14 protein-coding genes are annotated in these 23,789 nt (G+C 65.4%); 7 read left to right on the top strand and 7 right to left on the bottom strand.

Translation table 11 applies throughout. From position 1 onward, the window contains the following. Positions 1–25 precede the first annotated feature (25 nt). A complete protein-coding gene (locus ACFYTQ_RS26165; protein ID WP_387366258.1) occupies positions 26–1,519 on the bottom strand; it encodes an aldehyde dehydrogenase family protein in 1,494 nt (497 codons plus the stop codon). Positions 1,520–1,826: 307 nt separating this feature from the next. Here ACFYTQ_RS26165 and ACFYTQ_RS26170 point away from each other — a divergent pair, with 307 nt between their 5' ends. After that, positions 1,827–2,504: a GntR family transcriptional regulator gene (locus ACFYTQ_RS26170; protein WP_387366261.1), complete on the top strand. Its 678-nt coding sequence runs from the start codon at positions 1,827–1,829 to the stop codon at positions 2,502–2,504. Positions 2,505–2,726: 222 nt separating this feature from the next. After that, entirely contained in the window at positions 2,727–3,020 is a 294-nt protein-coding gene (locus tag ACFYTQ_RS26175) for a putative quinol monooxygenase (protein WP_387366263.1), read from the top strand. Between the two features lie 375 nt (positions 3,021–3,395). On the opposite strand, the gene ACFYTQ_RS26180 is transcribed toward ACFYTQ_RS26175, so the two are convergent. After that, on the bottom strand, positions 3,396–3,710 hold the full coding sequence (locus ACFYTQ_RS26180) for a hypothetical protein (protein WP_387366265.1): 315 nt from the start codon (positions 3,708–3,710) through the stop codon (positions 3,396–3,398). Positions 3,711–3,803: 93 nt separating this feature from the next. Between ACFYTQ_RS26180 and ACFYTQ_RS26185 the strand changes: the two genes are divergently transcribed. Then, positions 3,804–4,697, top strand: coding sequence for a DUF4231 domain-containing protein (locus tag ACFYTQ_RS26185; protein WP_387366268.1), 894 nt, complete (start codon positions 3,804–3,806; stop codon positions 4,695–4,697). Here ACFYTQ_RS26185 and ACFYTQ_RS26190 read toward each other — a convergent pair. Then, on the bottom strand, positions 4,651–7,290 hold the full coding sequence (locus ACFYTQ_RS26190; RefSeq protein ID WP_387366270.1) for a Clp protease N-terminal domain-containing protein: 2,640 nt from the start codon (positions 7,288–7,290) through the stop codon (positions 4,651–4,653). The two genes, ACFYTQ_RS26185 and ACFYTQ_RS26190, sit on opposite strands and share 47 nt — an antisense overlap. A gap of 239 nt (positions 7,291–7,529) precedes the next feature. Here ACFYTQ_RS26190 and ACFYTQ_RS26195 point away from each other — a divergent pair, with 239 nt between their 5' ends. Further along, on the top strand, positions 7,530–9,059 hold the full coding sequence (locus ACFYTQ_RS26195) for a hypothetical protein (protein WP_387366273.1): 1,530 nt from the start codon (positions 7,530–7,532) through the stop codon (positions 9,057–9,059). Between the two features lie 63 nt (positions 9,060–9,122). Next, positions 9,123–12,767 (top strand): DUF4062 domain-containing protein, encoded by a 3,645-nt coding sequence (locus tag ACFYTQ_RS26200; protein WP_387366276.1) that lies wholly within the window; start codon positions 9,123–9,125, stop codon positions 12,765–12,767. A 116-nt stretch (positions 12,768–12,883) separates the two neighbouring features. On the opposite strand, the gene ACFYTQ_RS26205 is transcribed toward ACFYTQ_RS26200, so the two are convergent. Genes ACFYTQ_RS26205 through ACFYTQ_RS26215 form a run of 3 tightly spaced genes read right to left on the bottom strand, consistent with a single transcriptional unit; the run spans position 12,884 to position 21,006 of the window. Continuing rightward, positions 12,884–15,718, bottom strand: coding sequence for a toll/interleukin-1 receptor domain-containing protein (locus ACFYTQ_RS26205; protein WP_387366279.1), 2,835 nt, complete (start codon positions 15,716–15,718; stop codon positions 12,884–12,886). Between the two features lie 33 nt (positions 15,719–15,751). Then, on the bottom strand, positions 15,752–18,361 hold the full coding sequence (locus tag ACFYTQ_RS26210) for a TIR domain-containing protein (protein WP_387366282.1): 2,610 nt from the start codon (positions 18,359–18,361) through the stop codon (positions 15,752–15,754). Continuing rightward, positions 18,361–21,006: a hypothetical protein gene (locus ACFYTQ_RS26215; protein WP_387366284.1), complete on the bottom strand. Its 2,646-nt coding sequence runs from the start codon at positions 21,004–21,006 to the stop codon at positions 18,361–18,363. The genes ACFYTQ_RS26210 and ACFYTQ_RS26215 overlap by 1 nt, the downstream gene beginning before the upstream one ends. A 458-nt stretch (positions 21,007–21,464) precedes the next feature. On the opposite strand from ACFYTQ_RS26215, the gene ACFYTQ_RS26220 reads away from it, so the two are divergent. Both ACFYTQ_RS26220 and ACFYTQ_RS26225 read left to right on the top strand, forming a co-directional pair. Continuing rightward, entirely contained in the window at positions 21,465–22,727 is a 1,263-nt protein-coding gene (locus ACFYTQ_RS26220; RefSeq protein ID WP_387366287.1) for a TRAFs-binding domain-containing protein, read from the top strand. Next, positions 22,724–23,428, top strand: coding sequence for a hypothetical protein (locus ACFYTQ_RS26225; RefSeq protein ID WP_387366290.1), 705 nt, complete (start codon positions 22,724–22,726; stop codon positions 23,426–23,428). Before ACFYTQ_RS26220 ends, ACFYTQ_RS26225 begins: the two co-directional genes overlap by 4 nt. A gap of 55 nt (positions 23,429–23,483) precedes the next feature. Here ACFYTQ_RS26225 and ACFYTQ_RS26230 read toward each other — a convergent pair whose 3' ends face one another. Then, complete coding sequence (locus ACFYTQ_RS26230) at positions 23,484–23,780, bottom strand: WXG100 family type VII secretion target (protein ID WP_387366293.1); 297 nt, start codon at positions 23,778–23,780, stop codon at positions 23,484–23,486. Between the last annotated feature and the right edge of the window lie 9 nt (positions 23,781–23,789).

Consider the following 23,789-nt stretch of genomic DNA (forward strand, 5'->3'; position numbering starts at 1 on the left):
CTCGGGAGTTCGCTGACGACAGCGGTCAGAGCTTGACGAAGACCGACTTCTCTTCGGTGTAGGCCTGGTACCAGTTCGCACCGAATTCCCGCCCGAGACCGGATTCCTTGTAGCCGCCGAACGGCATCGTCGGGTCGAGCTCGAGGAAGGTGTTGATCCAGACGGTGCCGGCCTTGATCCGGCGGGCAAGCTGATGCGCGCGGCTGACATCGCGGGTCCAGACCGCGGCGGCCAGTCCGTAGGTGGTGTCGTTGCCCTGCAATATCGCGTCGTATTCGTCGGTGAACGGGATGACCGACACCACGGGACCGAAGATTTCCTCCTGGGCGATGCGCATCGAGTTCTCGACGCCGTCGAAGATGGTCGGCTGCACGAAATAGCCCTTGCCGTCGATGGTCGACCCGCCGCTGGCGGCGATCGCGCCCTCGGATTTTCCGATGTCCAGATATCCCTTGACGCGCTCGAACTGCTCGGCCGACGCCAGGGGGCCCATCGTGGTTTCGGGATCGAAGGGATCGCCGACCTTGATATTCGCAGCGACCGCACTCAGGTTCTCCACGAACTCGTCCTTGATATCGCGCTGGACGAACAGCCGGGTGCCGGCGACGCAGACCTGTCCGCTGATGGTGGAGAAGCCGGCCAGCGAATTCGCCAGTGCCCCTTCCATATCCGCGTCCGGGAACACGATGTTCGGGGATTTGCCGCCGAGTTCGAGGGTGACCCGCTTCAGGTTTCCGGCCGACGCGTGCAGGATTCGACGGCCGGTTTCCACCGAGCCGGTGAAGGTGATCTTGTCGATGCCCGGATGTTCGGAGATCGACGACCCGGCCCCGGGCCCGAAACCGGTCAGGATATTGAGGACGCCGGGCGGGAGTCCGGCCTCCATACCCAGCTCGCCCAGCCGCAGGGCGGTCAGCGGCGTCTGCTCTGCGGGTTTGAGGATCATCGTGTTCCCGGCGGCGAGCACCGGGGCGATCTTCCAGACATTGGCGCAGATCGGGGCGTTCCACGGCGTGATCGCGCCGACGACGCCGATGGGTTCGCGCAGCACGTAGTTGAAGTTCGTCGGCGCCGACGGCGAGGTCTGGCCGAAGATCTGCTGTGCCGCGCCGGCGAAGTAGAACATGCTCTCCACCGCGACGCCGATGAACGCCTTCGCGGTCGCGATGGTCATCCCGTTGTCGAGGGTTTCGAGTTCGGCGAGTTCGGCGGTGTGCTCCTCGATCAAGGCGGCGAACTTCCGCAAGATGCGCGCGCGCTGACCCGGACCCAGCTCGGACCACGGGCCCTCGAACGCCCTGCGCGCCGAGGCCACCGCCGCGTCCACATCGGGCTTGTCCGCCTCCGCGACCAGTGCCAGCACCTGCTCGGTGGCCGGATTCACGGTCGCGAAGGTCTTTCCCGACTTCGCCGGCACCCACTCGTTGCCGATCAACAGCGCCGGGCGGTGATCGTCGAGCCAGCGGGCCACCTTCGGGCTGCGGGCCTGACCGGTAACCGGGGTGGTCGTTGCAGTCATCTTCTTCCTCACTGAAAAAGGGCGGACAGTGCGCCATCGAGCACGACAGCCGACCGAGGCTGGGCCGGTCTCATGAGCTGCCGTGTACTGTATTTAGTATACTATCTGTCGTTATCCTGCGGCCGGTTTCGGCAGATTTCGCCCCAGCGTCCCGGCCCTGCTCCCAGGCGCCGACTTCGACGGCCGCTCTCCCGCGAAGCGAGGAACAGGATGAGGTCGGCCACCTCGTCCGATGTAGCTGATATACCGTTCCCTGGGGCCTTCGGCTTCCGTTCCAGGTTCACCGCCGGCGAGGGAGCACGAGGGCATGTCCACCAGCAACCGCACCGCGCGACACGTCGTCCTGCCCGACAGTCTGAAGCAGATCGCACTCACCGAGATCCGCCGCCGGATCTTCGCCCGCGAGCTCGCACCCGGGGCCCGGATCGATCAGGAACCGCTCGCCGACGAAATCGGCATGAGCAAGATCCCGGTGCGCGAAGCATTGTCGGCCCTGGCGGCAGAGGGTCTGGTGGAGATGGTTCCGCGCCGCGGCGCTTTCGTCGTCCCACTGTCGAAAGCCGATATCGAGGACCACTATTGGATGCTCGCCCACCTTTCCGGGCGGGCCGCCGAACGCGCCGCCGAGAACCTGTCCGAGGAATCACTCGCCGAACTCGAGCGACTGATCGAGCAGATGGAAACCGCCACCGACGAACAGGAACGCGCCCGGGCGAACTTCACCTTCCACAGCCTGATCAACCACGCGGCCGAATCGCCGCGGATCCTGGCCGTACTCCGCACGCTCGGCAGCCCGATCCCCCTCGAGTTCTACGAATCGAATACCGAGATGGCGCCCGAAGCCGACGCCGAACACCGCAACCTCCTCGAAGCCCTGCGCTCGCGGTCGGGCCCGCGGGCCCGCGCGGCAATGGAAGACCACTTCCTCCGGGGAGCCCAGAAGGCGATCGAAATCCTCGACGCCCAGGGTTTCTGGCAGAAGTAGGGACCGCCCGGCGGCCGCGGTTCCACTGCCTCGCCGACCGGTCTCGCCGCCGGATACGCGGTCGAATCGGTGCGGTGGCGCCCACTCCCATCGCGGTGACGCGGCTCACAGTTTTCGTATACTGTATCTAAAATCCGACACAATGACAAGCCGTTGACATGCTGGTTTGATAAATCGTATACAGTATCTGCCAGATCCGAGCGCCCCGAAGGAGACCCCAGCATGACAATTCAGGCAGTCCTCGAAGTCACCGCCAAGACCGACAAGGCCGAGGAATTTCGCGAGTGGCTCGTGCGCATCCTCCCGGACACCCGGGGATACAAGGGAAACGTCAGTGTCGAGTTCGTCCGTAATCAAGACGACCCCGCCGATGTCGTCATCCTGGAAAAGTGGGACACCCGTGCCGATTACGAGGCATACCTCGCATGGCGCACCGAGACGGGCATCCTCGACGAACTCGGCGAGTTCATCGAAGGTGAGCTGAAGGTCCGCTACTTCGATCCGATGGGCGTCTGACCCAGATCAGATCGGACAACGGCTCAGCGTCGGGTTGTCCTCGACGCTGAACCGCCTCCGAGCCGCACACCCCGTCATCGGCTGCGCGTGTCGGCGCGACAGAATCCACGTCGCCTCGAAAACGCCCTTGCCGCAGCGGTTTTCGGAGGGCCGCTATGGGATCATGTCGATGAACGGCGGGGTCTGCTCGATCGCGGAGACCTCGCACGGACTCGCCATGACGATGGCCGCCGCAGACGTCCAAACGGTCATTTCGGCCCGTCGCCGCGCCCATTGTCGAAACTTCCAGCGCTCCGCTCCCCGATCGTCTCGACGGTCTGGGTGAGCGAGCAGGACTCCACCGTGCCGTCCGCGAGCTCCGCGCTCGCGATGGCGTCATCTCCGCCACGAACCACCAAGCCGCCGCCATGTCACCGGAGCAGCGTGACCGCTACGGAAGCCTGATCCAAGCGGCGAACGCGCAAACCGCCGCCCACATCCCCGGCGGCCAGATGAAAACCATTTACTTGTTTTGGAGCAGATGCCCCGGTACAGGTGGGTATTGCCACGTGCGTAACCAATATCGGAACTTTTGGCATCACTGCCGGCCAGGGCGATCCTCGCGGTCGAGTCACCCAGATGGTCTTGATGGATCCGACTCATGACGTATTCCTTGTCATTGCTGTCGATGAAGTCGTCTTCGTCGTCCACGCCGATGATGGCCCACCTCGACCTCTCGCCTCGGCCGGCATGACGTCCGAAGTGTAGGCCACGCCGCCGACCTCCATCAGTGATGATGATGCGGTGACCACTCCCGTGACGGTGCCGGACTCCTCGATGCCCCAGCTGTTTCAAGCGGCGGACCTCGCCTCGCTCGAGGGGCAACGCTCCTACGTCGGAGGAATACGGAGACGGCTGCTGTGCCTGGTAGTCGCCGCTCTCAGCGGAATCGTCGCCTGGCGTTTGGGCCGCGGGCATGTCGATCTTCTGGGGCTGGTCGGGACGGTGGCCTTCGTGGGAGCGATTCTCGAGGAGTCCTCGTTGTGGCGCCGTCGGCCCGACAAGGCGTGGTATGACGGCCGCGCTGTCGCCGAATCGGCTAAAACTCTCGCCTGGAAATTCGCTGCCGGAGGGTTGCCATTCCCGATCCATATGACGACCGATGACGCGACCCGCGGACTTGTCGAGAAGCTCGACGAACTGGACGATCAGTTCGCCGATCTTCAGCTGGAGCCGGTAGCCGCTCCACAGATCTCGGATTGGATGATCGAGTCGAGATCGAAGCCCTTCGCCGCCCGCAAGACGATGTATATCGAGGGCAGGATCCGCGACCAACAGCGCTGGTACGCCACGAAGGCAACGTATAACAAGCGCCGCTCGAAACAGTGGCGGGTGGCATTGTTCTCCTTGGAGTTCGCCGGTGCGGTGGCCTCGTTGTCGACGGCCGTGATACAGACGAGTCTCATGCCCGGCCCTGCCTTGGCCATGATCGCCGGCGCAGCAATCGCATGGGTGGAAACCAAGCAACACGATTCCTTGGCGCGGGCCTACTCTGCGGCGTGCACCGATCTATCCAATGCGGAGGCGAAATTGCAGATTGCGGCTTCCGAGGACGCTTGGGCTCGCGAAGTCGATGATGCCGAGGAAGCTATCAGTCGAGAGCATGTGGTGTGGCTGGCGACTCGGCATCGCCTTTGATCAGGGCTTGAATGTGGGTCCGTGTTTCATCGATCCAGTCCCCGCTGTCGGCGTTTCCGAGGACGGCGAGTGCCTCGCGCAGCCTCGACTGCTGCAGCGTGTGGTCTCCGCTCAGGACGGCGAGCCGAGCGTGGGTTTGCAGTGCGAGAACGAGAATCCTTGTGCATTCTTCCCCCTCCGACATCAGCGATCGCAGCAGGTCGAGGGCTTCGTTCAGACGGTCGTGGGCCTCGGGGTACCTCTTCGCCGCTATGAGGTCGCTGCCGTGGCTGGCGAGATACAGGCCGAGACGGGACCGCTCGGACGAGGAAATCTCGGCCGCCTTTCGCGCCCAACCGATCAGGTCTTCGTGAACTTCCAGGGCTGCATTCCACTGACCGGACAGCTTCAGCCCCCGACACAACTTCCACTGTCGGCGCACTACAGCGATGATTTCCCGAACGGCCGGATTCCCTTCGCTCGCGACTGCCGCGGCGAGTCGGTCGACTATCGGCCGGGCCAACGCCGCCAGCACGTCGTACTGTCCCGCTTCGTCGAGTACGTCGAGAAACTCGAAACATTTGAGCCTGAACAGACGCGCCGGGTCGATCAGCCGGAGCGGGTCGACGAGTATCTGCACCGCACACCGGCGGAACTGTGGATCATCCGATCCAGTGAGCGCCGCGGCGAGGGTGGTGAAACCCCGATCGACGTTTGTCTCGACCGTGCTCGGATGGGTCAACACCCCGGCGACGAATCGAACCGAGTGGATCAGCAGCCGACGGGCCTGATCGACGTGCTCGGCATCGAGCGAACGGGCGGCCGCCAGCGTGATCTCGGCGGATCGCGGACCGTGGAACGCCACATCCACCTCCGCGAGCTGGATCGCGTAGTCGGCGGCGGCCAGGACGTCGATCTCTGCCAACTGGATGACCATCGCTCGCGCCATCGACGGATTCTGTCGGCATTGCTCCGGCAGAAGGGCGAGAAACTCGTCCCGGGCGGCTGTGATGTTCCGCAACGCCGTATTCGCCCGCGCCCGCTCGAACCGGGCGAACACTTCGAGCCTCTTGTTGTTCGAGAGAACCGCTCCTTCGATCGCTTGCTCCGCGGCTCGGAGCGCGTGCTCGGACTCTCCCGATTCGTTGTGGGCTTTCGCGACGATTTCGGCAGCGTCTGCCGCGTCCTCGATATTGCCCGCACGCAGATACTCTTCGCGTGCGATTTCGCCCCACCGGGCCGCGCCGGCGTGGTCCGCGCCTCGTCCGTGGGTGCGCGCGAGCTGAGCGGCCGTCCACGCCGCGGTCTCGTCGGACCCGTACTCGATGCGGAACTCACGAAGGGCCTCCAGTGCGGCGATCTCGGCGGTCTTGTCCTCGTCGTTCCTCTTGTCCGCTACCTCCCACAGGCCGTAGAGCGCCTCGTCGACCACCTCGATGGGATCGATCTCGGGCACGAACGGTCCCACCGTGAGTGCCGGTGCCGAGCGCAGCCTCGCCGCGGCCGCGAACGCGCGGTGGGCCTCGTCGAACCGCCCGAGTGCCGAGCACGAGTCGGCGACCTGAACGTGCGCGAAGGCTCGCAGGGTCGAGATTCCTGATCGTTCGGCCGACGTGATGAGCCGTTGCCCGAGACCCAGGGCGCCCTCGTGATCGCCGAGTGCCTCTTTCCTCCCGATGTCACGCATCGTGCGAACGAGCTCCAGTGCGATGGTGAACGGCAACTTCCGCTTGCCCACTCTGATCCGGTCCCGTCGCGCTCCACCGGGTGCGGCCGCTCGCGGCGCGGACCAAGGGCGATTCACCTCGAGTTGGCGTTTTACCGAGTCGTAGTCGGCGCCGTGCCGTTCCATGAGCCGACCGACAGGCGTGTCGTCATCGATCAGCAGCGCGAGGAGTAGATCGTCGACGCCGACCTGGTCGTGACCTCGCTCGCGGGCGATCGAATTCCCGCGCGCGAGCATGCGTTTCAAGATGATCGTGGAAGGTGCGCGCTGCGCCGGCTCGGCGACCGGCTCGGCGTCGAGCGCGGGCCCGCCGCGGCAGATCCATTCGGTCGCGGGAGGAGAGTCACCGATGTATTCGGCGCCGCGTGTGCACGGAACGCTCGCCGGGCATTCCCACAGTCCCATTCCGGTGTCGTCCAGTTGGGGAAGGCGAGTGATCTCGGACTGTTCGCGCAACCGGTCGTGGATGCGGGCGGGAGCGCCGTATGCGAGATTGTGCGCGGCCACGCGACGCGCGAGGTCGAGGGCGATCGCCGCGGTGTCCACGGAGTCGTCGAACTCGAGCTCTACATAGTGATGCCACGAGCCGAGATGCTTGACCGGGAAGTTCTCGTGCATCCAGACCTCGAGCATCGGGGGCTTGAACCGGCCGAGCCGCGGGCGCCACACGATCGCATCGACCCACGGGTAGCGGATATGGCCGACGACTCGCTCGTTCGGGTTCTTCACCTTGTTCTGGACGAACGCGATCCGGGCATCGGTGACGTACATCGTCGACTTGGCGGCGATCATGTGCAGGTCCCGCCTGCCCGCGGAGAGTACGGCGTAGGTGAGGTCGTCGTTGTCCTCCAATGTGCTTACCCGCTGCGCGATCTCGCGGACCTGCACGGATTCGATCCGATTCCCATCGACCTCGGCGAACGCGAGAGAACCGTCTCGGTGCAGCCGGGGGCGATACCGGTCGTACTTGGTGTCGGTGTCCCCGAGCGTCGAAACGCCGAGCAGTCCGAACGACTCGGAGAGTTTCATGGTCGACGGATATCAGCTATGGGCAGTCGATACAAGCGAAAGCTTCTACAATTCCACGCGAGACAGATTGGCTCGGGCATCGACACGAAGGTGACACAGTGCTGGTTGTCGGGACGATTGTCGTGCTCGCGGGGTTGATGAACGTCGTGTCTTATCTTCGGTCGCCCGACTTCGGTTTGCGACGATGGACGCGCAAGTGGGGTATTCAGCACTATGTCGCTTTCGCCCACGCCGAAGCCGCGGGCATCCGAATCCGGCCTGTCGACCACCCGGCCATGGGCAAGCTCCGTCGACTGGCGGTGATCCGGTCGACCGCCCTGCCCGTCGTGTTGATCGTGGCTGCCGTGGTGCTGCTCATCCGAGAGCCACCATGGTGGTTGAGTTCGCTGGTGTTGTGGGGAATTCTGCTGTGGCAGTTCAGTCCTCACCTGATGATCGGTCAGATCATGCGAGGCAGGCGCTCCGGCCGAGCCGATGCCGCCGCCCGGGGTGCCGGCTACACGATGCTCGGCTGGAGCTCGTTGTTCGTCGGCGTCGCGACGATCTGGTGGTCCGTGCGGCTCTGTGACGCCGGTGCGGGCCTGTGGCAGTGGGCAATTCAACTGATCTCGGGAATCGCGCTGCTCGCGGCCGCGGGACTCGCGACGAGTACCGCGAAGCGCAGCCTCGCCACTGGAACACCCGCGCGCTTCGGGCTGAACGCCACCCGTGACGACATCTTGTTTCTTCGTTCGTTCAACGACGACGCGATGCGGTTCCGCGCACCGAACCCGAATGTGGGCATCCTCGGGATATTCGACGGCTTCACCGTCAGGTTCGAGGAGCTTCTGGCCTTCCTCGTGTCGAGCGAGTCGCCGCTGATCGCGATCGGCAAGCCTGGCGAGCCGCTGCCCGAGCGCGGGGCGGTGCGCACCTATGTGTCCGACGACGAATGGCAGTCGGCGGTCGAAGAGAGCGCGAAACGCGTCGACAGCATCGTGCTGGTCGCCGGGGTCACCGACGGATTGAAGTGGGAACTCACGCATCTGCGCAAGTGGGGACTCGCGCAGAAAGCGACCGTGCTGCTGCCACCGGTCGACGAGTCGCAGGCATGGAATCGCCTGCATCGCGTGCTGGGTCAACTGGGGATCGGTTTCGACGAGGTGGAGCGGGAGAAGGAGACCGGATCGTGGCTGGGCGTGCTGCTACGCACGGTGACGGCGATCGGCGTCGACGAAGAAGGACAACCGTGCTTCTACGTCTCCGACCGGCGCGACTGGATATCGTTCGGGGCTACGATCCTGATGAGCCAGCAGATCGTCCGTGGGGAAATGATGCCCCCGGAGCACGGCTCGATCGCAGAGTTCATCGGGCTGCAGGTGCGTGATTCGGTGCTGACGCCGATTGCGTCCAGCACGGTGGACCCGCTGGCGTTGGACGGCTTGGACGACACCGCGCGACGGGCCGTTACGCACGCCGTCGAATTGGCGGCCGCCGGCGACGCAGAGGGAATGGCGGCGGAACATCTGCTCGTGGCACTACTGGCCGAAAACCACGCCGCGACCGCGGCTTTGGAGTCGCTGAACGTCGACATGATTGCGCTGCGGAGCGCCGCCGACGAGCTTGTGCGTGACATGCCGGACCGATGATCGGGGTCGGAACGGGTATCGAATCCCCTGGCGCGTCCGCTGTGTTCGTGCTGAGGTTCCGATATGGCGATCATCCCGGTCTTCGTCTCCTCGACGTTCCGTGACTTCCACTTCGAGCGGGACGCCCTGATCGCTTCGGTGCTACCGGAATTGAACGATCTCGTCGCCGGGTACGGATGCCGGGTGGAGATGATCGACCTTCGATGGGGAGTGTCGGCCGGGGATGATGACGAGGCCACGCAGCAGGCCCGGGTTCTCGAGGTCTGTTTGTCCGAAATCGAGCGTGCGCGTCCACTTTTCGTGGGCCTGCTGGGTGAGCGTTACGGGTGGGTTCCCGACGAACTACGTCTCGCGCTCGCCCTGTTCGAGGCCGATATCGCGGACTGTCCACCCGGCATCTCGGTCACCGCATTGGAATTCGAGTACGGCGCCCTGCGCGCCCCGGCCAGTCGCGCCGTGTTCTTCGAACGCGAGTGGGTGGGGTCGGCGCCCCGTGCCTGGCGCGACGAGGTCCTCGGACCCGTCCTCGAACTCAAATCGCGGGTGCGAGATCGCTGCCCCGTACACAGCTATCGGGTAATTCCGGAGGGGCCTCGCCCGAAGGACATGGCCGACTTCGTAGCGTGTGTCTCTCGAGTCCTCGGGGCCGAGGTCGTGCACCGGGCGCAAGAGCTGGCGGGTCGACGGATCGATCCGATCACGGCGGCCGAAGCGCTGTTCTTCGAGGACCGGCTACACGGTTTCGACGGCCGTGAGCAGGTGCTGACCGACATCCTGGCGCAACTTCGAAGCGGCACCGGAGTTTGCCTGACCGGGATGTCCGGGATCGGCAAATCGTCGTTGTGGTGCGCGGCCGTACGGCGGCTGGAGGCCGAGGGACACGTGGTGGTCGCCGTGCCCGCCGGAGCCTCGCCCGAGATCTCGACGGCGCGCGCGGTCCTCATTCGCGCCTGTTCCGCTCTCGGCGTCGCGGACGGGCTGACCGCGCTCGACGACGAGGCACTCGAAAACGCTTTTCGCAGCGCCCTTTCCGCGTCATCTCCGCTCGTCCTGGCGATCGACGGCCTGGATCAACTTCTCTCGGACGCGAAACCAGGGTTCCTCGCGGGCCTGCCCGAACACGCGACCGTCCTGGTCTCCACCACGAGCTCCGCCCAGGCCCGCTACGCCGCTGCTCAGGGCATTGTAGAGATCGCGGTTCCCGCCCTGCCGGCGGCGGATGGGCGGAGAGCCGTCGATGCCATCTGCGGTGCGCTGCGTCGCCGGCTGCCCGCTCCCGCCGTCGAATCGCTGACGATGCGCCCGAGGATTCCGTTGTGGCTGCGCCTGGCGATCGCCGAGCTGTCCGCGTTGAGCGCCGACGACTTCGGCGGCGTCGATCCGTCCGCGAACCCCGTGTCCGCGATCGCGGATCTGGTGACCGCGACCGTTCGCGATCTTCCCGACGAGACCGGGGCATTGGTTTCCCGCATCGTCGACCGTGCGGCGGTCGGGTTCGGGGTGCGGCTCGTGACAGACTTCCTCGCCTTCGCGGCCGTGTCGAGATCCGGTTTGCGGCCGAACGACCTGGAGCGGCTTCTCGGCGTCGAGACGTTGACCATCGCCGCGATTCGACGGAGTCTGTCGGGCCTGCTGATCGCGCGCGGCGAGGGCGGCCGACTGGGTTTCGCGCACGCGGTGGTTCGCGACCACATCGAACAGCGCAACATCGGCATCGAGGACCGGCCGCGCCTGCATCGTGCCATCGCGGAACATCTGGCGCGCTATCCGGACGACCCGCTCTGCGAGAGCGACCGGCTGTGGCACATCTTCCGAAGCGACGGACTCAGCGCCGCACCGATTCTCAATGCCGTACCGGAGCACCGGCGCGCGGAACTCTCGACGGTGGTCGCCGAATCCGCGGATGCGGGCGATCTTCGCGCGGCGTTCGAGGGCGTGGATGTCCGGGGTCTCGATTTCGTGAGCGGGTCCGTCCATCGGCACAAGTTCGCGATGCGGGCCGAATCACGCATTGCTCTGTGCCTGCGGTTGCTGGCGACCGCGCGGGAGCTTTTCGAATACGGCCGGGTGGACGACCGGCTGCTCGGGGCCCTGGCCAATGCCACCGGTTGTCTCGCCGACCTACCGGAATCCAGGATGGCCGCGGCCGATCTCGCGCGATCCGCCACGGATGCGCTCGCATTCGGCCGACTGGTGGTGGACCGATACCCGGAATCGCTGCGCGCCCACGAGGTGCTGGCGCATTTGTCGATGTGGTTCGCTCGCGAAAGTGCCGACGAGACAGCCGCTCTGGAGGCGCGAAAAGTAAGCGTCCGGGAATGGGACATGGTCGCTGAACGAGACAGCTCGCCCCATGTGCCGACCTGGTTGCAATTCGCGCTGGTCGAGTACGCGGGGTCCGAGTTGAAGGCGGGACACAGCCGCGCCGCGCGCGCCGCGTACGAGCGCGCGCTCCCGTTGGCCCGCGAAATGTTCGCGGCGAACCCGTCGTTCGACTGCGCCGTCAATGTCATGAATGTCCTTGTCGGTCTCGGCAATGTGGCCGATCATGAGAAGAACGGTGCGGAAATGCTCAGCCATTTCGCAGCAGCCGTCGACCTGGCGGAATGGGGCTATTCCGTCGACGCTGGACGAAGTGCGATACGTCAGGTGGCGATAACCGCGCGCTGTCACGGCATGGCTCTGCTCGACCAGGAGCGCACGGCTGAGGCTCGGCGTTGGCTGGAGCGCTCGACCGAGATGTGGCAGCTGCTGGCCGCCATCGACCCGGACGACACGCAGTGGCCCTTCGGCGCGGATACGGCAGGGCGACTGTGCGCGGTGCTCGTCGTCCTGGGCGACCCCGATGAGGTGCCTCGAATCGTTCGCGACACCCTCGCTCGCACCCCCGAACCGGGTAGCGTGCTCGGCATCCTCGCCCAGGCACTCATCGATTGCGCGCGCACCAGTATGCGACGCCGCGACTTCGTTGTGGCCGAGGCGATCTGCGCGGCGACGGTGGCGATGTTCGACGCGGGAACGGTCGCGCCGTCGGACTGGTCGCGGGTCTGCTGGGCTCGTGCGCTGGAGATGCTGGCGGAGTGTCGATTGCGGCGGGACGCGCGCGGCGACGCGGCGACATCTCTGCGTGCCGCGATCGCGAGACGACAGGAGGCCGCGGACACGTCCGGCTATCCGGATCCTCGAGACGCGCGCGAAGTCGGCGTTTCGCTCCTGCGGCTCAGCGAAATCGATGACCGCTCGCGACACGTTCTGCTCGCCGGAGAAGTCGCGCGACATTGGAGTCGATGGCTTGCCGAAGATCTGGGCAGCGCGGGGCCGCAGAACGAGTGGATGATCCACCGTTTGGTCGATCTGGCGGCGAGCAGCCCAGCGGACGCGGACGCCCTCCTCGCGGCGGCGGGGCGGTATGTGAAGCCACTGATGGATTCGGAGCCCGACAATGAGGCATACCTGTTCGCCTTCGTCCGTGTCATCGACATCCTCGGAGTGACGCGAGCGAATCTCGGCCGAATGGACGACGCCGCGAGACTGTGGTGCATGGCGGCCGAGACCGTGGCCGGACGAAACGCGTACCCGCCGCTCGCCGCCGCGAGCCGGAACATCGCCGACAATCTCTTCCGAGTCAGCCGCGAATCAGCATTGGATCCGGCCCTGGCGCGAGGAAGTGTCGCTTGGGCGCGCCGACTGACAGACAGTCAGGGCTGATCGAATCGGGACGGCGATCCCTCATCCCACCGTGAACCGCGGCGGATTTCCTCCATCCAATTACGCAGGGCCGCAAGCGGAATCGCCGTGTCCTGCCCGCGATCGGTGAGCGCGTCTCACAGCCCGCAGACACGAGGATCGACTCCGGACAGGTACCTCTCCCGCTCCTCCGCGGTCAACCCCCGACCCACCTGCGCACAAGCGTTCCCCCGCAAATCCCCCGTCAGCGCCCCGACATCCCAAGTGAAAATCGTGGCGTCGTCGGCGACCGTCGACAGCGTCCGCCCTTCCGGGCTGATGGCCACGTCGCGAACGGTCGTCTGGTGACCTGCCAACGGTTCGGTGAGGAGCAGGCCGGTGTGGACGTCCCACAGTCGAACCAGGTGGTCGTTGTCGCCGGTGGCGAGGTAGGCGGAGTCGGCGGCGAAGACGGCAGGGAAGATCGAATTGGTGTAGCCGGTCAGGGTTTTCGAGGTGTCGGCGGTGAGGTTCCACAGGTGGACCACGCGGCCGTCCACGGTCGCTACGGTGGTTCCGTCCGGGCTGATCGCTTCCACGCGCCCGACGCTCGGCTGGCCGGGGAGCGTTTTCCGAAGTGCTCCCGACCGCACATCCCAGACTTGAAGCGCGTGGTTCGATTTGTCGACGGCGACGATGGCCCTCCCGTCGGGAGTGAGAACCGTTCGCGAGTTGGCCGCTGCCGGATGTTCGTTCATCAGTTTCTTGGATGCTGTGTCCCACAGGCGAATCGACTCCTGGCCCGAGGTCGCGAGCACCGTACCGTCGGCGCTGATCCCGTCGATCGCCAGCGCGCCGAAACGCCCCACCGGAATATCGGTCAGCAACTTCCTCGCATCGAGATCCCACAATTGGACCCAATCGCTGTCATCTTCGGTGGTGGCTAGAATCGTGCCGGTCGGTCCGAAGAATTCGGGCCGCACGGCGCCGGGGTGATGGGTCTGGATCGCCGCCCGGAGACGACCGGTGGCGGCGTCCCACAGCCGCGCCGGACTCCCTTTCGTCGCGAGGACGCTCCCATTCGGACTCAAGGTGGGTCCCAAGACTTTTCCGTGCCCCACGTCAGCGGCCAGCGCATCGGAGGCGGTGCCGCGCAGCGCGGTGGGCCGCCCGATGATCGGATGCCACAATCGGACGCTGTCGTCGTCACTCATCGAGGCGATCGTCGCGCCGTCGGGTGTGAACTCGATTCTCTTGGCGGCTCCGGTGTGTCCGGAAAGATCGGCGAGCCGCTGCCCGGTAGCGCTGTCCCACAGGCGAATATGACCGTCACTGTCGCTCGTCGCGGCGAGAGTGCCCGACCCGAAGGAGATGCGCTCGCCTACGAGGGTGGTGCGCACGGTTCCGGACACGATGTCCCACAGTCGCACAACATGTTCCGTTTCGCTGCCTGTGGCGAACGTCCGGCCGTCGGGGCTGAACATGTGCCCCCAAGCCACCGATCCGTTGTCGAGCGTGTGCCGCAGTTCATGCGTGCGGGTGTCCCAGACGCGTGTCGTGGGCCCGAGCACGCCGACGGCCAGCAGCGCACTGTCCGCGCTGAAGACCAGCGCGTTCACAGAGTTGGCGTCGCCCGTGAGCTCCGCGAGTCGTTCTCCCGTGGCGGGATTCCAGAGGTGGACGACCCCGCGGTCGCCGCCGGTCGCGATGATCGTCCCGTCCGGGCTGAACTCGGCGGCATTGCTGTCGTCGAAAGTGGTTCGCAATGTGCCGTTTTCGGCGTTCCACAGGATCGTCGTGTTGTTGCCCGTGCTCGTCGCGAGCGTCGACCCGTCGGGACTGAACGCCACCTTATAGAAATTCCCGGGCCCGCCGCTGTTCAGCGTGTAGATCGATTTTCCCGTGGCGACATCCCACACCGCGGTCGTATTGTCGACACTGCCCGTGGCGAGTTTCCGGCCGTCGGGGCTGAACGCGAGCGCGAAATTCACGCTCGCCGCCGCGGTGAACGCGCCCACCTGCCGCCCACTCCTGACATCCGTGAGCCGAACCGTCCCATCATTACTTCCCGTGGCGAGCACTCGCCCATCCGGACTCAACGCCGACGCCATGAGCTGCTGGTGCCGGATCACGTGCCGGAGCGGATTGAGCAGCGCGGTGCGCAGCGCGGCCCGGGCGTTGTCGCCCTCCGCCGCCGCGTCGAGTTCGACGGCGGCCACGGCGAGGAGCCTGGACAGTTCGGGATCTGTGTTGGCCAGATTGCGCGAGTCGGCGACCAGTTGGCGGGTGACCGCGACATCGCGCTGATGGCGGGCATCATCACGCTGGGCCAGAAAGCCGATGCCGGTCGCGATCGCGATCACGAGAAGCGTTGCGAGCCCGACGATCGCGGCATTGCGCAGCCTCGCCACCGTGCGCTGCTGACGTACGTCTTCGCTGTCGAGCACCCCCTTCGGGAGGCCGCGCACCGGTGCGGCCAGCGACGCGACGGCACTGCGAAACTCACTGTGCTGCAACGACAATTGATCGCTTCCGCGCGCGAACCGCAAATCCTCCCAGATCGGCTCGGAGGCGAAATACCGGGTCAGCGAGGTCGGCAGGGCGGTGGTGACGGCCCAGTCGAAGTCCCCGCTCGCCTCGTCCCACGCCACCACCCCATCGGTCACCGCGACGAGAAACGTGTCCGGGCTCTTGTGCTGCTGCCAGTACGCGATCTCGCGCCCGACCCACTTCGACGCCGCCGCCTCCGGCGAGGCCAGCAGCAGAAAGTACCGGGCCCCTCGCAACGCGGTCTCGATCTCCGCCGTCAAGCTCGACGCGGCGGACAAATCGGTCCGGTCGCGGAATACGCGTAACGCGCGAGGCTTGTTCCACGGCTTTGCCAAGCGGGCGAGACAGCGTTGCAGCGCGGGCGCCAACTCACGATCGGCAGCGCGGCTGTAGGACAGGAAGATATCGATGTCGGCGGATGTGCGCGTGTCAGCGAGGTGCACTTGCGGCGACCGTTCCTTCAGCGTTTCGGCGGTTCATCTCAGTCCCGGTAGCGGAATTTCCACACGCCGCATGGCAGCCGGTTTCCCGATCTGGGAGCTGACGAACGCATTGGACATGAGACCGCGTATCTCTTTGCTACTCAGGTCGATACGTGCTGTCTCCGGGTCGAGCGGACCGTCCAAGACGTCTATCATCCGCATCTCCGACACGTCGTACACCGCTGCTGACGGGTCGAACGTCAGCAGCACGTAGTCTCCAGCGACGGTCATTCGGCCGGCCGATCTTCCGGCATACGCTTCGCCCACTTGGATCAAGTTCTGATCGAAGATTCGCAGCACGCCGTCCTGACCCGCGACGACGACCCGTCCGACGGTGGGCGACACCGCGATTCGCGAGGACAGGCCGGACGCCAGTACCGGACCGAACTTCGGCGTATTCGGTGCCGCGACCTCGAGCGCCGCAACCTGTCCGTTCGCCGTCACCAGGACGACCGAATCTCCAGCCGGAGTGATATCGGCATCGTCGACAAGGTCGCCTGCGTGCAGCCCTCCGACAGGAATACGGGTTGTTGCCCGGGAGGCCACGTCGAACAGGACGACAGCTTCATTCTCGACGACAATGAGATGCTTTCGATCGGATCCGGCACGCAGATCCGTCACCGTGGCCGGATCGATGGGAAGGACGTTTTCGGCGTGACCGTCAGCCCAAACCGCGAAAACCCCTTCCCCGGTGAGTATGTACGCCGCGTCACCGACGACCGACATGGTGCCAGCATAGATCGACGACAGATCCACATGCCCTACAACGGATTTCGTCGCCACCTCGAGGATCGTTCCGTCATTGAGCAACGCAAGGTCGCGTTGCAGCGGTAGCAACGCGACCGCATTCTCCAGCGGCCACGATGCGATATGACGACCCCTCGGCAGATACAACTGCCCCTGCCACGTGAGGATCGCGAGCCGAGTACCGCCAGGATCCGCCGCCAGGACATAGTCTTCGGCTCCCTTGGGAATGTCCGGCCGCGCACCTCCGGCCCGTGCACTGTCCGGCGGCGCCGAGCCGAGGATGTTGCCCTGCATCGCCGTTCCGTCGGGCTGGCAGACGGGCGGTGTCCGGCCGTTACTCCGCCCCTCCAGAACCTCGATCACACCGTGCAGCGAATTGAAAGACTTAGCTTTGTACCCGATGTTGTATTCGAGCCCCGTTCCGCCATACAGGATGCCGAACAGATTGTCCCCGCAACGGGTGATCGCAGCACCGTATCGACCGTTTACGAGATCCACCGCGCCGACGTCGAAGGATTCGGTCTCGACGGCGCGACCCGAATCCATCAACAGCGAATGCACCTTCCCGTCGACGCCCACGTAGTCGATCGAATGACGGCTGTCGTCGACGGTCAGAGCGAGTGCCGCAACACCGCTGTAGACGTCCGAACCCCTGGCCTTCTCGGCCCCGAAACGACCGCGCACAATCCGGCCGGATCCGTTCTCCGACAACGACCACCAGAGACTGGTCCCGTCGCCCGTCGCCACAGCGGTGATGTCGCGGCCGATCAATTCGGCCCGGCTGCCGGGATCGGATGTGATCGTCCAGAGCGAATCGTCCTCGCCCACGAATGCCACGTCGCGACCGTCCGCGGAGACGACCACCGAGCTGTGCGCCAGATCGCCCGATACCTCACGGCGTTCTCGTACACGGCCGCTTTCGCCGTCGAGCCAGAAGATTTCGTCGTTCGTGTACGCGACGAGGGTCTGTCCGCCGGGAGCCCAGACCGCTCCGACATAGGGGTTCTTGTCGATGTCGACCACTCGCATCCGCGCATCACGAGCCCGGGCCTGCGCCACCGCCTCGGTGGTCTCGCGCGACGATTGCAGAGCGTCCGCTCTCATCGCGAGATCCACTGCGGAAACGGTGTTCTTCGCACTCCGCGATTCCGAGGCGAGTCCGAGAGCTATCGAGCGGTTCGCATTGCGTACAGCGGAGTGCCTGTTCACCTCAGCGACAGCCCACGCCGCAACCCCGATCAGCGCGAGCACCGCGAGCACCGCGGTACTCGTCACACCCGCCCGGACGAGTTTGGCCCGGATCACGCGATCACGTTCGAGCACGTCGCGACCGAACCTGGCCAACTCCTCGGAAACCGAGACCTCCCTCGATTCCGAGATCCCGAGTACCCGGCGAGCATCGTGGACGTGCGATCGGTTCAGCAGACGCTCCACCCTGGACTGCGCGGGTGCGCTCGCGCTCGCCAGCGCCGCCTGCACGAGCCGAGTGTGCGCGCGGATGGTCGAGCGGTGTTCCCTCAGCGCCGACGCGAAACTCGTGTATGTCTCCGGATCGCCGGGCGTCACATGGACGATCCACTTACCCCACTGCCGGAGGAACCGATACTCGTCTTGGCAGTATGGGGATTCGCGCCAGTTCGGCGTATCCACCATGAGGACCACGTCGGCACCCGCGAACTCCGAGGTGATGACGTCCCAATGTTTCTGCCCGGAGGGCAGATGGATGGTTTCCACGGCCGCGAGAGCCGCGCCGGATTCGTCCATCCAGATGCTCAGGCCCTGCGCTTCCACAGCCGAACGGACCTCTGCGGCCGCGCTCGCGTCCGCGTGCGAGTAGGAGATCGCGACGTCCGCCATTACCGAGCTCCGCTCGGAACGTCCACGAGCCGGACTTCCTCCGGCGTCAGCGCGCGCGGCGGCGGTGTGGGTTCGGAACGGCCGAGCGCCACCACGGTTCCGTCGACTCGGACCGCCAGCACGCGATCGCCGGAGGGGCTGAACGCCACGTCGGTGATCATCTGGTCGTCGATCCGGGTCGGTGTGAACGAGCGGGCACCCGATCCGAGGTCGACGAGAGAAACCCCGCTCCGGCCGATCACCGCGATCCGGCGGGTGTCCGGCGAGACGCGAATCGCGAAGGGCGCGAACCCATCACCGACCGATCCGATCTCGGACGCGCGGCCGGGGATTATCCGCAGTATTCGACCCTGGGTGGTGACACACGTGTAGTCGTCGATCGTCGGTATCTCGCAGGCGGCCAGTTCCGTTCCGGCGGGCAGCGGCAACCGTGTCTCCGTTCCGGCCGAATCGCGGGCATACCCGTCGAAGGTGATCGCGACGCCGGGCGACGCGCCCCCTGCGAAGAGGCCGACCGGCCGGCGCTGGACCGGATACTCCTTGCTCGCCATCGGGCTGGTTCCGGCCGATATGGTCGCCACGACCGAATCATCGGCTACGACAACGGATTTCCCGTCCTCACTCACCGCGCCGACCCCCTCCCCGCCTTCCCTGGTCACCCTCGGAGGTCGTGCGGATATTCCCACGGGCGCGGCACCGTCGAAGTAATGGGATTGCTCCGAGTACCGGTTGATCCATATCTGCGGCGGATTCACGGACGCCAGGAAGTCGCCATTGCGGGACAGCGCGAGTTCGGAGAACAAGCCGCTGAAGTAGCCGGGGATTCCGGCGCAGTCCGAACACTTTCCGGCTTCCCGGCGACGTCGTCTCTCCGGCGGCTCGATTTCCTGGAGCGTTGCGGCGTCGAGCACCGTGGCGTAGCCGGAGAGCCCGGTGACGACCACGTCGGTCGATGTGGCGAACCGGATCTGGTTCCGGGCGGAAAGGCGAGGCGCGACGACGACGCCGGTATCATCGCTCAGTCCGACCGGTCCGGACTTCCACGTTCTGCTCACGTAGGATTTCGCCCCCGGGTCGACGGTCAGGTTCCAGATTCGCAGGTATCCGTCGTTTCCGGTGGTCATCAGCGAACGGCCGTCCGCCAAGGCCGCGAACACACTGCCGTCCAGATGCGCCCTGATCGGGGCCGAGTGCTCGTTCCCGAAGAACAGGGAGAACGTGCCGTTGCGGCCGCCGCCGTAGATGAGCCGATCAGTCACGAATTCCACATTGGACAGGTAGAACGATTTCAGCTCGTCCACGGAAGCCGTGTCGGGGCCGAAGGTCACCGTGGTGGCGAGCGGGAGGGTCACCGCCGCCGCCAGATCTCCGGTGTTGTTGATCGCGACGTCCCCAGCGTGTTTCACCGCCGCTGTTCGGTTCGGAAGCTCGTGTCGCAGATCCGCCCGCGTGAGCGATTCCTCCGTGGCGGCGACGATGAATCGGCCATTGTTGCTGACATTCGCTTCGTCGAACACCCGGCCCTGCGAATCCGTCAGCAGGGTTTCGGAGCCACCGCGGCGGTCGACACCGAGCAGCCGATCGCCGCGACCGACCAGGAGCCGGTCGTCATCGATCCACCCGAAGAGTCTGTCGTCTCCTGTGACCCACGCCGGCGGGTTCGCTGCGGCCGCCCCGACATCGAAGACCCGGATTGTGCCCGGATTCGCCTCGGTGGTGGCAAGGGTTGTCCCATTCGGGCTCAGGAAGCCTTCCACCGCGAGTCCGCGCGAGACCGGAACCTCTGCCCGCGAGACCTCGTTCGCGCCACCACCGGCCACTACCTGGTACACGTGCACGATCGGCTTGTCGGACTCACCGACCGCGAAACGCGGGACGTGCCGTGCCCCGGTCACGGTACGCGGTCGGTAGCCGACCGGAGTGGATGTGTGGGGCCATGTTCTGGTGGCGGTCTGCGCGACCGCCGCACTCGTCAAATCCGTGGGCGCGAGATCGTGCGCGGTAGTCGCGAGTATCGACGGGAGGTCGGGATCAGCATCGATGAGCGACGTCGCGACACGGGCGAGACGGTCGGCGTCCGCGCGATCCGCTGCTCGATCAGCGGCGAGCTGTGCCCGCCGCGCCGAAATGGACTGTGCCAGAGCGACTGTGAGGACGACGGTCAATACGATGGCTATCGAGGTGAGCGCCGTCGACCACAGTCGCCGCCGCCTGGTCACAGCGGAACCGCTCGCCTCGATGTAGGCGAGAACCGTGTCGCGATGACTCGATCCCCGGGCGGTCTCACTGTGGGTGACAGCGAGCGCGGCGGCGATCTCGGAACCGCGAAGCAGCCCGGTTCCCTCGGCATGCCATTTGATCGCCTGGTCGGCCAGCCGCTGCCAGCCGACGATCGTCCGCCCGCCGTACCGTACGATCAGACCGATCCGATGCGCGGCCTCATCGATCCCGAGCTGCCGCACGATGATCTGGCTGAGTTCGTCGTAGACCGGTGCCGATCCTTCCAGAAACGAAACCGGAACTATTTCCTCATACGCGTTCGTCCGAGCGCGCAACTCCGCGTTGTCATGGTGCTGGATCAGGCCCGGGGTGATCAGCACCGCGACCGCGGTCGACCGTTCCGCTCCGGGAAGTACGGGCGTCACACCGGTCGCGCGAATGGCCTCGAGAAGCGGAGTGACTCGAGCGGCATCGTCCTCTTCGAATATCACATGGAGCCATAGCGGTTCGGCTGGACTTTGCTCCGTCCCGCTGTCGGCTCCGGCAGCAGTCCGCCGGTTCCAGATGCGCTGCAACATTTCTCGGTTCTTTCCGTCGCGGGTCGGCTGCCGTTCGTGCCCAGGCATCCTCTCCTCTCCGGACTCGCACGGCACGCGTAGTGCCCTACCTGTGTCCGAGCGGTTGCCACGACGGTCCGGCTGTCGCGAGTCCGGATACGCCAGTCCCTCAGTGTATTTCCGGGTCACGCCGATCGGAGCCGGCCGCTTCGATCGGGTACTCGCCCACTCGTGACCACGAGCCCGACAACGATGAGGGTGGCGGGGTGGATCCCTTGTGTTTCGTGCTCATGCCCTTTCGCACCAAGACTGATTCGGGTCGCACCGTGGAGTTCGACGAGGTGTATCGGCAGATCATCAAACCGGCGGTCTCCGCTGCGTCGATGACGTGCATCCGGGCCGACGAGGACGAGATCGCGGCGATCATCCACAAATCGATGTTCGAGCGACTGATGTTGTGCCCGTATGCTGTTGCGGATCTGACGATGGCCAATGCCAATGTCTTCTACGAGCTGGGGATCCGCCACGCCATGCGGCCGTGGAGCACGGTGCTGGTCTGCGCGGAGACATTCGGGCTTCCGTTCGATCTCAAGCCCATGCCTGTGATCCGGTACCGGGTGGACGACAAAGGGAAACCGGTCGCGGATCCGGACATTCACGCGACATTGGTCGAACGCTTGGACAAATCGCGGAAACGATCGGTCGACAGTCCGCTGTTCGACCTGTTTCCCGCTCTGCCGCAAGCGGATACGAGCGCTATGAACACCGACGCGTTTCGTGGCCGGATGCAGCAGTCGGAACGTTTACAGCAGCGCCTGATGGCCGGTCGGACGCTCACGGATATCGAACGAGTCCGCGCCGAACTCGGCGATCTCGGCGATCACGACGACGGCGTACTGATCGCCCTGCTCCTCGCGTACCGGCGACTGCGCCACTACGAGGCGATGATCACCACGATCGCCACCATGCCGGATCACCTCACCGCGACCGCGCTGGTTCGCGGGCTGCGCGCCTTCGCACACAATCGAATCGAACCGGGAAGCGTGGAAGCCGAAGCGGAACTGGTTCAACTGGATCGCGAGTTCGGTCCCGATGGAGAGATTCTCGGTCTGCTCGGCCGCGTCTACAAGGACCGGTGGCTGAAGGATCCGACCAGTCGCCGCGGCGAGGCGATGCGGACCAAAGCCCTGAGCACCTATCAGCGTGGATTCGAGGCCGACTGGCGCAACCCCTACCCCGGCATCAACGCCGTGCACCTCATGTGGATGCACGATCGAACCGATCCCCGCCTCGCCGAATTGCTGCCGGTCGTCGAGTACAGCACCCGGCGCCGGGTCGACGGCGGTAGCGGCGACTACTGGGATCTCGCCACCATGCTCGAAATCTGTTTGTACCGTGACGATCTGCCCGGAGCCCTCCGATGGCTGAACCGGGTGCTGGAGACCGAACCACGTTCGATGGAGGCCGAGACCACACTGCAGACGATCCTGCGAATCCGCGAACGGCTCGGCGGGGACGGCACCGAATGGGCAACTCTGATAGCAGAATTTCACAGTATTGCCCAACCGTCACCGAGGAAGCCGACATGACGATCCCTCAGCTGATCCGCGCCGACGACCTCGACCGGCTACCCCACATCATCACCGGGAGTGGCATCGAATCGGAACGGCCGGTACTCACGGTGGTCGGTGGGGCGGCCGGCATGACCGACGACGCCGGCCGCGGGATCGCGGAAATCGTCTCCAGATGGCTCGTGCCCCTGCTGGAAAGACTGCGCGTCACCGTCGTCGACGGTGGCACTCACGCGGGGATCATGCGCCTGCTGGGCGAAGCCCGAACCGAGGCTCATGCCTCGTTCCCGTTGATCGGCGTCGCCGCCGCCGGTACGGTCGCTCTCCCCGATGTCGTGAGCGCGGTGCCCGACGCGGCACCACCGGACCCCGGCCACACCCATCTGGTGCTGGTACCCGGCCACCGATGGGGCGACGAGTCGCCGTGGTTGTCGGCGGTGGCATCGGTGATCGCGGGCACCCGGCCTTCGGCGACACTACTGGTCAACGGCGGTTCGCTCACTATCGCGGACGCCGGTCACAGCTTGGACGTATCGCGGCCGATCCTCGTCCTCGAGGGCAGCGGCCGGGTGGCCGACCGGATCGCGGAGGCGCGCCGCCTCCACAACACAGCCCCGGACATCCTGCCGATTGTCGAATCGCCTCTGGTGGACGTGATTTCGATCGCGAAGCCGGAACTCGTGGTCGCGAACATCCAACGGCTCCTCGGAGCGAAATGACCATTCACCTGGCATCGAACACTTGGGGGTGATACGTGTCCCCCCACAGCGCGGGTCAATGGTCCATATCGTCCATCTTCTTCGCCGCGTCCTTCATCCCCCCACTGAACTGATTCAAAGAACGAACCATATTCGTAGACCCATCGAGCAGATTGTCCCGGGAGACGGTATAGCCCTTCTCACCCTCGGTGAACTTCTTACCGAAACTGTCGTGGCCCCAAGGAAACCCATGGTCGTCCAAAGTGGTCCGCAGCCCGGTCAGGGTGTTCCAGACGCGGCTGGCGATATCGTCCATGCGCCCCGCTGCGGCGCGTAGAGCGTCGGTGTCGACGTGGACTTTGCGGTCGCTCATCGGATTCTC

The sequence above is a fragment of the Nocardia sp. NPDC004068 genome (genome assembly GCF_042874315.1).
Classification (GTDB): domain Bacteria; phylum Actinomycetota; class Actinomycetes; order Mycobacteriales; family Mycobacteriaceae; genus Nocardia.